Source organism: Bacillus sp. RE35, assembly GCF_052146655.1.
Taxonomy (GTDB): domain Bacteria; phylum Bacillota; class Bacilli; order Bacillales; family Bacillaceae_G; genus Bacillus_A; species Bacillus_A cereus.
The window spans coordinates 2,698,544-2,710,610 of sequence record NZ_CP197377.1; the positions used below are offsets into that span (position 1 = coordinate 2,698,544).

The following is a 12,067-nucleotide window of genomic DNA, read 5'->3' on the forward strand; positions in this document are numbered from 1 at the left end:
GTCCGCATCTTTCATTATTTCATCCCTCAATTTTTGTCAGTAAAACACCCTATTACTTTATATTTACCCAAACACTTTTCACTTCTGTATAATTATCAAGCGCATATGAACCTAATTCGCGGCCAATACCAGATTGTTTGTATCCACCAAATGGTGCAGCTGCATTTTCTAAGTTATAATCATTAATCCACACTGTTCCTGCTTTTAATTTATTTGCCACTTGATGACCCGTTTTGATATTTTGCGTCCATACACCCGCAGCAAGGCCATAGGATGAGTTGTTCGCTCGTTCAATTACTTCTTCTGTCGAATCAAATGGAAGTACAACAACAACTGGTCCAAATATTTCTTCCTTAACGATTGTCATATCGTCTGTAACATCTTTGAATACAGTTGGTTTAACGAAATAACCTTTTTCAAGCGCACGTTCGCCACCAGCCGCAACTGTAGCACCTTCTTTCTTCCCTTGCTCAATGTAATGTAACACACGCTCTTGTTGTTTCTTAGATACGAGTGGACCCATTTCCGTTCCTTTCTCCATACCTGCTCCAAGCTTTACGTTGTTCGCCATTTTCACAAGTGCATCTACTACAGTTTCATAATGTTTACGATGAACAAATACACGTGATCCTGCGCTACAATTTTGACCGTGATTATACATAATACCTTGGAATGCACCATTAATTGCTTCTTCCAAGTCCGCATCTTCTAAAATGATATTTGGTGATTTGCCGCCAAGCTCTAACGTTACATGCTTAATCATTTCTGCAGACTGACGCATAATATACTTTCCTGTAACAGTAGATCCTGTAAAAGCAACTTTATCAATGTCATGATGATTTACAATTGCTGCTCCTGCTTCAGGACCAAAGCCTGGTACAAAGTTTACAACACCGTTTGGAAATCCAGCCTCTTTAAAAAGTTTTGCTGTATATAGTAAAGATAAAGGCGTTTGCTCTGCTGGCTTTAATACGATCGTACAACCTGTCGCCAGTGCAGCTCCCATTTTCCAAGAAGACATAACGAGCGGAAAATTCCACGGAATAATCTGACCTACAACACCTACAGGTTCATGTCTCGTGTAATTTAAGTAATCTTTTGAAATTGGGATTGTTTGCCCAATAATTTTTGTAGCCCATCCTGCGTAATAACGATAATTTTCTACAGTTGCTGAAATATCATCATCAAGTGCTACTTGATATGGCTTTCCATTATCTAAAGCTTCTAGTTGCGCTAATTCTTCTCTATGTTCTTCAATTAAATCTGCTAATTTATAAATAAGATGCGCTCTTTCAGCAGTAGTCATTTCTGCCCACGGACCGGATTCAAATGCAGATCTTGCCGCTTTTACTGCAGCATCAATATCCTCTTCTTGCGCTTCACATACGACAGCTAGAACATCTTCTGTAGCTGGATTATACGTTTCAAACGTCTTTCCCCCAATAGCAGCAACAAATTCGCCATTAATAAACATTTTAATTTCTTCATTTAAAAACGCTTCCACTTTTGGTTTCAGCTCAATATTTGTCTTTAACATTATGTTCTCCTCCTTATTTAAACAGCTACATGAGCTGCAATATTTGATAAAATCGTTTGAAGCTTTTGATCCTCGTCAACAGTTAATCCTAGTCTTGGATAGCGAGAAGGTCCTCCCGCTTGCCCATGTAATTCCATGGAACGTTTAACGATTTGAACATATTTCCCTGATCCTTCAAGAAACTCGCAAAGTGGTAAAATAGCATCGTTTATTTCCCACGCCTTTTCTAATTCACCATTTTGAAAATGCTCATACATTTTTGTAACGAGACCGGGAACGATATTTCCTGCTACTGAAACCCATCCCGAAGCACCAACTAAATATGATTCCATAACTAAATCTTCAGAACCACAGAAGACTTGGAAAGCCCCTTCACTTTGTCTTACTAAATCTCTCGCTTTTCGAATATCTCCGCTAGATTCTTTAATATGTGTAACATTTTCACACTCTTTTCCAATACGGAGCATTAGCTTTGTACTCATATCAACACCAGAAGTAAATGGGTTATTGTATAGCATAATTGGTATATTTACAGAATTTGAGATTTCTTTAAAATGAAAATAAATCTCCTCTTCCTTCGGTTTACAATAGTAAGAGTTTATAATTAATGCACAATCCGCTCCGTGCGCTTCTGCATGTTTCGTATATTCAATTGTTTCTTTCGTCGTCTCTGCTGCAGTTCCAACAATGACTGGAATACGGCCATCAATTTCTTTCAACACGGTTTCTACCATTTTAAATCGTTCTTCTTTTGATAAACTTACAAACTCTCCTGTACTTCCATTAATGATGACACCTGCAACCTTTTGTTCGATAAAGTAATTTACATTTTGTTTTACCCCATCCCAATTAATTTCCTGAAATTCATCCATCGGTGTTATTAATACTGGAAATGCCCCTTTAATTTTTTGCATATTTATCTCTCCTTATCACATTTTATTTTAATAAGAAACCTGCCGGAAATGGATCCGTAGGGTCTAATAGAAACGTCTGCATTCCTGTAATAAATCCTCTACTTTCAAAACGGAAAATGTATCCTAGTTCCTCCTTCTTCACTTTTTCCACAGTTATAAAACTATTAAATATACTTTCATTTTTAAAAGGTTTATCCGCCATATAATCATTTTTAAATAACGCATGAACATAGGAAACGATAGTAGAAACAAAACCTGGCGAACGTACGATAAAGTTATCTTCATGAAATGTAATCGACTTTATATGGTTCTTTTCTTTTTGCGAAGGATCTACTAAAATAAGCCTTTTTATTAGCGACTGTTTTTGTATAGCCTGCAGTGTAGCTTCTCCCCATCTTTTCAATTCTGAAATGTTTTCAACACGAATTTCTGGCGAATACGCACCTTTTTCTACAACTGCATATACTTTATCTGCTTGTATGAGAGAATAACTTACATTACCAACCTGTAAATTTTCCTCAATCAAATAGCATAGTTTGCTTTCAAACGAAACCGATATAACTTCATCATTCTCTACATACGCATGAACTAAAAATATTCCAGATAACGTTTCAATTTTGTATTGATTGGACTCTCTCTTTTTTAAATACCCACTTTCGAGTAACATCGTTATTACTGCAACAATGCCTCCATAATGAAGCGGAATCGAACCTTCATGATTAAAAAATAATACAGCTGCATCCACTTCATTATGGATAGATGGAACGACAATGCACCCATTCAAACCGATAAAACCACGTGGTTCATTTAATAAAAGCTTCATCTCTTCTGCTAATTCACCTGAAAATTGTTCATTTAATTGCTCCAAACTGTAGTAGTATTTGCATGGTACGTCTTTCATTACACGAAATGCCTCGCCATTTACATGTACGTCTACTGCTGTATACATTTTTTGAATGTTCATTTTATATCCTCCGTTTCATGTTCCATCGGCGGAATTAGCAAAAATCCTTCTTTAAGTGGATCCATTTCATTGTAAAAAAATCTATGCATACCCATAAGCCAAGCTGATCCCGTAATTTTCGTTATGACAGCTTCAATATTTTCAACATGTGTCGTATTCATGACATATCCTTTAAATAAAGAACCAACGATACTCTCATGAATGAACTCTTCACCAATTTCGATTTCTTTCTGAGCGTATAATACAGCTAGCTTCGCAGATGTTCCTGTACCGCATGGAGATCGATCTATTCCGCCTGGTGGTACAACAACTGTATTTTTCACATGCGCACATTCATGAGTAGGATCTGTATAAAATTCAACATGTGTTAATCCTCTTATAAACGAATACTCTGGATGAGTGATTTCAAACTTCTCATTAATTGTGTTTCTTATATGAATCGCCTTATCGATGATTGTAGATGCATTTTCTGGTACTAATTCTAGATCTACTGATTTCGCATCAATAATGGCATAAAAATTCCCTCCATACGCAATATCAGCTTCTATAGTTCCAATGTCTTTCACTTGTACAGTAATATTTTTTAATAAAAAAGCTGGTATGTTACAGAAAGATACTTCTTTTGCTTTTCCATCTTGAACAGCAATATCTACTTCAACTAAGCCAGCCGGTGTATCTAGTTTTAAAGAAGTAATTGGTTCAACTACCGGAATTAAACCTGATTCAACTAACGCTGTACATACACCGATTGTATCGTGACCACACATCGGTAAATATCCACCTGTCTCTATGTATATAACACCTATATCAGCCTCAGGATGACACGGGTCTGTTAATAATGCCCCTGACATTACATCATGACCACGCGGTTCATTCATTAACAATTTTCGAATCCAATCATACTCCTTTTTCATATGTAACATCTTCTCTGCCATCGTCTCTCCAATCAACTTTGGAAGTCCACTAATTAATGTCCTCGTTGGATTCCCACCCGTATGTGTATCAATTGTCGTAAAGACTCTTTGTGACTTCATCCGTTTAACACCCTTTCTGTAAAACGACTCAAACGAAGTGGTTCAATAGGAATAATTGTCTCTTTTTCATTTAATAACTCTTCAATTACTTTCCCAGTAACTGCTGCAAGACTAATCCCATCCCCTTCATGCCCAGCGGCAATGAAATAATTTGGAATATGTTCCACTCGTGAAATAATCGGTAAATGATCTTCTGTCCACGGACGTAAACCAGCGTAAGAACGAATTACCATCATATCTGCCATTTTCGGATAAAAGCGAATCGCTCTATTTGCAATACATTTAATGACTTCATTGTTTATTCTCGTATGAAACCCTACAAATTCACGGCTACTTCCAATTAAGAAATTTTGACTTTCAGTAGGCTCAAATACGAGCGCAACCCCGTATTTTTCAGTTAAAGCATCTACTTTTCGTTTTCCGCCAAATTTAGAAATTAAATAACCGAATTCCATTACTTTACGGCACCCTACGTGTTGTTGCCTTGAAGCTACAATAATATGCCCTTTTCTCGGTTCGATTGGTATATTTATATTTAACATCTGACCAATCTTAGGAGCCCACACACCGGCTGCATTTACAACTTGTTGTGCTGTAAAAGTTCCATTCGTAGTTTCTACAACAAATGAACCATTCGTATCTATGTTTATACTCTTTACTTCGGTCTGTTTAAAGGCTTTTGTGCCAAACTTTTGTGCCTCTGACAGAAGCGAGAATGCAAGGAGATATGGATTCACAGTTGAATCCGTCGCACATTCTAAACCGCCTAATAAATCATCAGCAAAAAAAGGCGACTCTTCTCTTATATCTTGCCTATCAAGCATTCGAAACGGTAATCCAGCTTCTTTTTGCCGATTTACCCATTGCTGCGCAGCTTCCATCTCTTCGTCTGACTCACATACGAGAATACTTCCTGGTGCCCTATATTCAAATGAATGCTCTAATTCTTCACTTAAATCAGTTACTAATTTTTGACTTACTAAAGACATTTGACTATCAAACCCTGGGTCTTTATCAATGGCCAAAATATTCCCATCACACCGTGAAGACGTCCCGCTGACAAATTCTCCTTTTTCAATGATTGTTACATCTCTTCCGTATTTTGAAGTGTAATAAGCGATAGAACACCCTATTATTCCACCACCTATAATTAAAACGTCGCAGTGCCTCACACTATACTCCTCCTTTCCCTAAACCTCTCACTTTCTTTTATGCAATTGACGTGCCAATTCTGTACATATACAATTTTTATAAATAATATTTTTATTTGTAAAAATATTTTAAATTTATAGTAAATAGGTGTATTATTTTTTTATCACTGTCAAAATTTTTATACATAACAGGAGGACATTATGGCATTTTCATTTCCGACTATACAAGAATTTTTGGAAAGCGCTTTAATCAATCATACATGTAGCCTTGATCGCATTAAGAAAATAAACGAAAGGTTTTATTATCTCCCTTCTACTACAGAAGAATATAATTGCGCAATTATTTATGTAGATGACTCATTCACTGCATTAATTGACGCTTTTTCTTATGAATTAGCTGTTATCATCCTTAACGAAAACGATGAGCCGCTATGCTGTATAACTTCTCAGCAAATGATTCCATTTCTTTATAAGTCCTACAATGAACTACAGTCATTTTATGACACTGTAATACAAACAACTGACTCTTCTGTTACAGTCATTGATAGTAAAGAATACGTTCGAACTTGGACAGATGGCGCTGAAAAAATATTTTCAGTAAACCATAATGAGATTATTGGGCAACCAATTACTCGTTTTTTTGATTATAAAGACTTGGAAATTTTACAATCTTTACATGATGGAAAAAGCATAGTCGCTCAGTTCCATCAGCCTCGTCCCGATTTATTCGTATTAATTAATTCAAATCCAGTTTATTGTAATGATGAAATTATAGGAGCAGTCGTTTCAGAAACAGATGTTACAAATCAAGTCGCTTTAAATGAAAAACTATTTAATATGTCACATGAAATGCACCGTTTAGAACAAGAAGTGGCAAAGTATAAAGATGAATCCGATCCATTCCTTGCGATGAATGGGAAAAGTCCTGTTATACAAAGAACGATACAATTAGCTAGAAAAGTTTGTTCGGTAAAATCAACTGTTTTAATACTTGGGGAAAGCGGAGTTGGAAAAGAAGTATTTGCGAAAGCAATTCATGAAGCAAGTGAGGCAGCGAAGGCGCCTTTCATTTCGATTAACTGCGGGGCAATTCCAGAAGCGTTATTTGAAAGTGAATTATTCGGTTACGAGCGTGGGGCGTTTTCTGGAGCAAATAGTAAAGGAAAAAAAGGGAAAATTGAACTCGCGCAAGGCGGTACTTTATTTCTTGATGAAATAGGTGAAATGCCACTTGATATGCAAGTAAAACTGTTACGTGTACTGCAAGAGCGAAAGTATTACCGAGTTGGTGGTGAAAAAGAAATTAATATTGATTTCCGCATTATCGCTGCTACAAATCGTGATTTACAAGAAGAAATGAGAAAAGGAACTTTCCGAGAAGATTTATATTACCGCTTAAATGTAGTTAGCCTGCATATTCCACCGCTGCGCGAAAGACGCGAGGATATTATTGAATTAACTTATTCTTTCTTAAATGATTTTTCAATCAACTATAACCGACCAATTCGTGACCTACCTTCAAGCATTATGCATGAACTGCTTCATTACAATTGGCCAGGTAATATTCGCGAACTTCGAAACGTTGTTGAACGGCTTGTGGTATTCGCAACAGACGGAATTATAAAACAAGAATATCTACCATTTCATACGACTGAAACTTTAGACAACCATACAGCTCATTCCCTATTACTCAGCAACAATAATACAATCCTTTCTTTACAAGAAGAGATGGATGAGCATGAGAAAAAAGTTATTGAAAGGGCTTTACGAATTTTAAATGGGAATAAATTAGAATGCGCAAAACAACTTGGCGTAACAAGGGCTACTTTATATAACCGTTTAAAGAAACTTGGACTTCAATAAAGAATCATTATGCACCAATCAGGCGTTTACAGGTAGCCATCTCCTCTCTATATTGGCATGATTTTTGCATATATAATTTGTGAAAATCGAACTAGAGGAGGAATACACATGACAAATAAAAACAACTTAATCGTTTGTCGTTGTGAAGAGGTTACATATGGGCAACTTCAATCGACAATTGCTGAATATAACTGCTCGGCAAGAGAATTAAAACTAAGAACACGTGCTGGCATGGGATTTTGCGGTGGGCGCACATGCAGAATAATGATAGATCGAATGATTGAAAATGCGAATCCTGACGTAACTCTTAATGAACTACCGTTAAAATATCAACCACCAATACGTGCAGTTACTTTTGGATCAGTAGGTGAAAGTAAATGAGTAGAATTACACATCACCCTATTTTAGGTACTTTACAAAGTAGTGAGCGTATTACCTTTCAATTTAACGGTCATCAATACGAAGCATATGAACATGAAACGATAGCTGCTGCCCTGTTAGCAAATGGAATACGGACATTAAGAGTTCATGAAGATAGCGGAACACCGCGAGGTATTTATTGTAATATCGGGCACTGTTCCGAATGCCGCGTGACAGTAAATAATCAAACAAATGTACGCGCATGCTTAACTGTTGTAGAAGAAAACATGGTTGTTGAAAGCGGGAAACAGCATCCGAATATCGTGAGAGAGATGGTGAAAAAGCGATGAGTGATGTAATTATTATAGGTGCAGGGCCAGCGGGATTATCTGCTTCTATCTCTTGTGCTCGTTTCGGACTAAAAGTGCTCGTTATTGATGAATTTATGAAGCCGGGCGGGAGATTGTTAGGACAGTTGCATCAAGAGCCTACTGGAGAATGGTGGAACGGAATAGAAGAATCGAAGCGACTTCATGAAGAAGCAGAATCACTTTCAGTACATATCAGGTGCGGTGTTTCGGTCTATAATTTAGATAGAGATGAAAACAATTGGTTTGTACATACTAATATCGGTACGTTAGAAACACCTTTCGTACTACTTGCTACTGGAGCTGCGGAATATGCTATTCCCCTTTCTGGCTGGACACTTCCAGGAGTGATGTCAATTGGAGCAGCTCAAGTTATGACAAATGTTCATCGCGTGCAAGTTGGAAAAAAAGGAATTATTATTGGTGCTAACATTTTGTCTTTCGCCATTTTAAGTGAATTGCAATTAGCGGGAATTACAGTGGATCATATTGTACTCCCTGAGAAAAGCGAGTTAAGTCAAAAAGCTGGTGAACCTGAAGAAGTTTTAAACTCTCTTTTAAATGTAGCTCACCTCGCTCCTTCTGCTTTCTTGCGAATAGGTAGCCACTTTATGAAATTTGATTGGATTCGAAAAGCTGGATTAACATTCTATCCAAACAACGGAATGAAAATAAACGGAACGCCACTTCACCTTCGGAAAGCAGCTCTTGAAATTATCGGAACAGATCAAGTTGAAGGTGTACGTATTGCTAATATTGACTCTAAAGGAAATGTTATTAATGGAACAGAGAAAATATATGAAGCAGATTTTGTATGTATTGCCGGGGGATTATACCCACTTGCCGAACTTGCAGCTGTAGCCGGTTGTCCCTTCCATTACATTTCAGAATTAGGCGGACACGTTCCTCTCCATTCCGAAACAATGGAAACTCCTCTTCCTGGTTTATTTGTAGCTGGCAATATTACAGGCATTGAAAGCGGAAAAATTGCGATGGCGCAAGGAACAGTTGCAGGTCTATCTATCGCAAAATATGCAAGTAAAAAACGTGATATAGTCGACCAACAATTATCTCACGCCATGCAAAACGTTCACTTTGTTCGTCAAAAAGCTGCAATTCAGTTTAATCCGATGGTAGATATCGGTAGACGAAAAATGAATGAAATTTGGCGTGATTATTCTTCTACATATGCACATACTAAAAAGAGCTGCTGAGATTATTCTCAACAGCTCTTTTCTCTACTCATCTGAGTTATTAAATTTCGCTAATGCGTAAATTCCTTCTTCATCATCTAATTCAAGTTGCAATCTCGCTGCGAATGGATTGACATTATATTCTCTGTCAAGCAATAAGCGTAAAGCTTCGATTAAGTTTGCTTGAATTAAAATTTGCTGGCGACCATTTACCTCTACTTCCGCAGAGAAACCGTAGTCATCATCATACATAAGTTCAACTAATACTTCTTCTGGACCCACTTGTCTTTTTTCAGCGATATATATACAAAGCGCATTTATAAGCTCTTGTTCAGAAATTTTTATTGTTTCCATGCTACTTCATCTGCCTTCTTCTTACGTTGGTCTTTGAAGTATTTAAATGCACGAACTGCTAACATTACGATACCAGCCATTACTAACATATTTACCATAAACGCTAATACAGAACCAAGAGCTCCCATATTTGCAAATAAGCTACCCATTAGTAAACCACCAAGACCACCTAGTAATAAACCTTTCATAAAGCTTCCTTTATTACTTTTTGGTGCTGTATTTGTTGCTTTCGTTTTTGAATCTGGAGTCGTTTTTTGAGAATTTACATTTGAGTCTTTTTTGTTTAAATCAACTTTTGACTTTTGACCTGAACTTGGTGTAAATGATTTTTTACCAGATTTGTAACTTTTCGCTGCCGCATGATCTACGAACATAAAGCTGCTAGCCCCAAAGATAACCATGAATGCTGTCATTACTGCTACAAGTTTTTTCAACATATTATATCCATTCTCCTTTTATATAGATATATGTGAAATCTATCTTTCTAGTAAATTCAGAATGATAGATTTGTTTTTAAGAACATTTTAAAGGTTCTTATGAACTTATTATATGAACTTTTGTCGAAATATGCAAGTATTATTTACTTCCGACAGTTTGGTGACAAAGGAAAAATTAAGCAAAACAGAATTGACTTTAAATGAAACAAAACATATTATAAGTTCATAAGAACTTTTTATTATTTTGGAGGTGAAAAGATGGAAACATTTCATCTCACACGAAACGAAATGGCTACCCTTCTTCTATCACTAAGAGGATGGAATACGAAAAAGCCTCTCGGTATTTTACAAGAAGCTTGGGCAAAGTCACATAAAAAAGATATTGAAAGCGGACAAAGCGTTACAGCTTTTATTACTACCGCACTTTCACCTATTTTTGAAAAGCTGATTAAAATTGACGATACTGATGTCGGTTTTTCTTTAAATGAAATAGTTGCGCTTGGCAATCAGATTGAAAACACAAGTTTCTCTGTAACTGCTATGCAAAACTGGGTGAAACGAGATATAAAAGAAATGATTGGCTCTCCTCAAAAGGGGAAAAAATATTCAATTGAACAAGCAGCCTTACTATTTATTGTCGAAGATTTAAAAACAGCACTTGATTTTGAATCCATTCGTAAGCTATTACGCCTTATTGTAAATGACCCAGCCGATCGAAGTGATGATTTAATCAATCCTGTTCATTTATATGTAGCATACTCTTCTCTATTTGAAGAACTCAATCAAGGGAATTGCTTACAATTAAATGCAACAGATACCGTTCATACAATTGAAAACATCGTAAAAGAAAAAGCTGATAAAATCGCAAGCAAGTTCGATCAAATTAATAACGAACAACGCGAAGCAATTCGTAACGCTATTATTATTGCGACCCTTTCTGTACATACCGCATATGTACAAATGTTAGCAAAACGTTACGTAACAGCAACTTTATTTTTACAGAACTTAGATGTGAAGCCTTAAAAAATAGGAGCAGAAATGCTTCTATTTTTTATGACAAATTTTTAATAATCTTTTCATTAACCCTTCATGAAAACGTGGCTTATATCTTTTACTATAATAATTATGAGAGACATAAAAGAATTGAAATAGCAATCCCCTATGTAAATAAGGTATAATCTACATATAGTGAACCTTTTACGTCATTAAATAAAAGGTTCTTATACTCAAAAATTCATAAACTAGAAGGTGCAACAATGTTAAGTAGTTTTATTCATTCAGTATTAACGTTTTTTGAAGGATTAGGTTATTGGGGCATTATGCTTGGACTTATGATTGAAATTATCCCAAGTGAAATTGTCCTTGCTTATGCAGGATACTTAGTATTCAATGGAAGTATCTCATTTATAGGCGCTGTTGTATTCGGTACAATTGGCGGTGTTATTGCTCAAATCTTTATTTATTGGCTTGGACGATACGGCGGACGCCCTATATTAGAACGTTACGGAAAATATATTTTCATACATAAAAAACAAATAGATGCTGCAGAAGATTGGTTTAATCGTTACGGAACTGGCGTCATTTTTACAGCACGCTTCATTCCAGTAGTGCGTCATGCGATTTCAATTCCTGCTGGTATTACAAAAATGCCATTACTACGTTTCACTACATTAACAGCACTTGCGATTATCCCTTGGTCTATTATTTTCATTTATTTAGGTGAAAAACTAGGTGAAAATTGGGAGAATATAAATGATATTGCTGGTCCGTATGTGAAATCATTCGCAATTGGTGGCGTCGTACTTATACTTTTATACTTCGTTATAAAAAAATGGACAAAAAAGCGTAAAAATCTCGCTTAAGAATATAATAAAAACCGCTATAAATTCATT

13 protein-coding genes are annotated in these 12,067 nt (G+C 36.1%); 6 read left to right on the forward strand and 7 right to left on the reverse strand.

All coding sequences use genetic code 11. The annotated features are described in order from the left end of the window. Positions 1-52 precede the first annotated feature (52 nt). Genes ACTL4X_RS13980 through ACTL4X_RS14000 form a run of 5 tightly spaced genes read right to left on the reverse strand, consistent with a single transcriptional unit; the run spans position 53 to position 5,621 of the window. Positions 53-1,537 (reverse strand): aldehyde dehydrogenase family protein, encoded by a 1,485-nt coding sequence (locus ACTL4X_RS13980; protein WP_000920972.1) that lies wholly within the window; start codon positions 1,535-1,537, stop codon positions 53-55. Positions 1,538-1,554: 17 nt separating this feature from the next. Then, a complete protein-coding gene (dapA, locus tag ACTL4X_RS13985) occupies positions 1,555-2,451 on the reverse strand; it encodes a 4-hydroxy-tetrahydrodipicolinate synthase (RefSeq protein WP_001169456.1) in 897 nt (298 codons plus the stop codon). 22 nt (positions 2,452-2,473) lie between these two features. Then, positions 2,474-3,415 (reverse strand): proline racemase family protein, encoded by a 942-nt coding sequence (locus tag ACTL4X_RS13990; protein WP_001025560.1) that lies wholly within the window; start codon positions 3,413-3,415, stop codon positions 2,474-2,476. Beyond that, positions 3,412-4,449, reverse strand: a complete 1,038-nt coding sequence (locus ACTL4X_RS13995) for a proline racemase family protein (protein WP_000842048.1) — start codon at positions 4,447-4,449, stop codon at positions 3,412-3,414. The genes ACTL4X_RS13990 and ACTL4X_RS13995 overlap by 4 nt, the downstream gene beginning before the upstream one ends. Then, entirely contained in the window at positions 4,446-5,621 is a 1,176-nt protein-coding gene (locus ACTL4X_RS14000) for an NAD(P)/FAD-dependent oxidoreductase (protein ID WP_001215261.1), read from the reverse strand. The genes ACTL4X_RS13995 and ACTL4X_RS14000 overlap by 4 nt, the downstream gene beginning before the upstream one ends. Positions 5,622-5,801: 180 nt before the next feature. Here ACTL4X_RS14000 and ACTL4X_RS14005 point away from each other — a divergent pair, with 180 nt between their 5' ends. The 4 genes from ACTL4X_RS14005 (at position 5,802) to ACTL4X_RS14020 (ending at position 9,405) form a co-directional block, all read left to right on the forward strand. Further along, complete coding sequence (locus ACTL4X_RS14005; RefSeq protein WP_000885732.1) at positions 5,802-7,463, forward strand: sigma-54 interaction domain-containing protein; 1,662 nt, start codon at positions 5,802-5,804, stop codon at positions 7,461-7,463. Positions 7,464-7,571: 108 nt separating this feature from the next. Continuing rightward, on the forward strand, positions 7,572-7,844 hold the full coding sequence (locus ACTL4X_RS14010; protein WP_000182619.1) for a (2Fe-2S)-binding protein: 273 nt from the start codon (positions 7,572-7,574) through the stop codon (positions 7,842-7,844). Beyond that, positions 7,841-8,173 carry a (2Fe-2S)-binding protein gene (locus ACTL4X_RS14015; RefSeq protein ID WP_000087065.1) on the forward strand — a complete coding sequence of 111 codons (333 nt, stop codon included), beginning with the start codon at positions 7,841-7,843 and terminating at the stop codon, positions 8,171-8,173. Before ACTL4X_RS14010 ends, ACTL4X_RS14015 begins: the two co-directional genes overlap by 4 nt. Beyond that, positions 8,170-9,405, forward strand: a complete 1,236-nt coding sequence (locus ACTL4X_RS14020) for an NAD(P)/FAD-dependent oxidoreductase (RefSeq protein ID WP_440035190.1) — start codon at positions 8,170-8,172, stop codon at positions 9,403-9,405. The genes ACTL4X_RS14015 and ACTL4X_RS14020 overlap by 4 nt, the downstream gene beginning before the upstream one ends. 24 nt (positions 9,406-9,429) lie before the next feature. On the opposite strand, the gene ACTL4X_RS14025 is transcribed toward ACTL4X_RS14020, so the two are convergent. Together ACTL4X_RS14025 and ACTL4X_RS14030 are read right to left on the reverse strand one after the other, a co-directional pair. Beyond that, positions 9,430-9,738 carry a YxcD family protein gene (locus ACTL4X_RS14025; RefSeq protein ID WP_000447747.1) on the reverse strand — a complete coding sequence of 103 codons (309 nt, stop codon included), beginning with the start codon at positions 9,736-9,738 and terminating at the stop codon, positions 9,430-9,432. Further along, a complete protein-coding gene (locus ACTL4X_RS14030; RefSeq protein WP_000914478.1) occupies positions 9,726-10,175 on the reverse strand; it encodes a hypothetical protein in 450 nt (149 codons plus the stop codon). The genes ACTL4X_RS14025 and ACTL4X_RS14030 overlap by 13 nt, the downstream gene beginning before the upstream one ends. A 258-nt stretch (positions 10,176-10,433) precedes the next feature. On the opposite strand from ACTL4X_RS14030, the gene ACTL4X_RS14035 reads away from it, so the two are divergent. Both ACTL4X_RS14035 and ACTL4X_RS14040 read left to right on the forward strand, forming a co-directional pair. Next, positions 10,434-11,198 carry a DUF1836 domain-containing protein gene (locus ACTL4X_RS14035; RefSeq protein ID WP_000447231.1) on the forward strand — a complete coding sequence of 255 codons (765 nt, stop codon included), beginning with the start codon at positions 10,434-10,436 and terminating at the stop codon, positions 11,196-11,198. A 233-nt stretch (positions 11,199-11,431) separates the two neighbouring features. Continuing rightward, the gene (locus tag ACTL4X_RS14040; RefSeq protein WP_000952913.1) at positions 11,432-12,037 is read left to right on the forward strand and encodes a DedA family protein; all 606 of its coding nucleotides are present in this window, start codon (positions 11,432-11,434) and stop codon (positions 12,035-12,037) included. Positions 12,038-12,067: the final 30 nt, after the last annotated feature.

Bases quoted from the DNA above. Each gene is read 5' to 3' on its own strand.
- ACTL4X_RS14030 (WP_000914478.1), bottom strand. From the start codon at position 10,175: ATGTTGAAAAAACTTGTAGCAGTAATGACAGCATTCATGGTTATCTTT.
- ACTL4X_RS14020 (WP_440035190.1), top strand. From the start codon at position 8,170: ATGAGTGATGTAATTATTATAGGTGCAGGGCCAGCGGGATTATCTGCT.
- ACTL4X_RS14025 (WP_000447747.1), bottom strand. From the start codon at position 9,738: ATGGAAACAATAAAAATTTCTGAACAAGAGCTTATAAATGCGCTTTGT.
- ACTL4X_RS13990 (WP_001025560.1), bottom strand. From the start codon at position 3,415: ATGAACATTCAAAAAATGTATACAGCAGTAGACGTACATGTAAATGGC.
- ACTL4X_RS14010 (WP_000182619.1), top strand. From the start codon at position 7,572: ATGACAAATAAAAACAACTTAATCGTTTGTCGTTGTGAAGAGGTTACA.
- ACTL4X_RS13995 (WP_000842048.1), bottom strand. From the start codon at position 4,449: ATGAAGTCACAAAGAGTCTTTACGACAATTGATACACATACGGGTGGG.
- ACTL4X_RS14035 (WP_000447231.1), top strand. From the start codon at position 10,434: ATGGAAACATTTCATCTCACACGAAACGAAATGGCTACCCTTCTTCTA.
- dapA (WP_001169456.1), bottom strand. From the start codon at position 2,451: ATGCAAAAAATTAAAGGGGCATTTCCAGTATTAATAACACCGATGGAT.
- ACTL4X_RS14040 (WP_000952913.1), top strand. From the start codon at position 11,432: ATGTTAAGTAGTTTTATTCATTCAGTATTAACGTTTTTTGAAGGATTA.
- ACTL4X_RS14015 (WP_000087065.1), top strand. From the start codon at position 7,841: ATGAGTAGAATTACACATCACCCTATTTTAGGTACTTTACAAAGTAGT.
- ACTL4X_RS14005 (WP_000885732.1), top strand. From the start codon at position 5,802: ATGGCATTTTCATTTCCGACTATACAAGAATTTTTGGAAAGCGCTTTA.
- ACTL4X_RS13980 (WP_000920972.1), bottom strand. From the start codon at position 1,537: ATGTTAAAGACAAATATTGAGCTGAAACCAAAAGTGGAAGCGTTTTTA.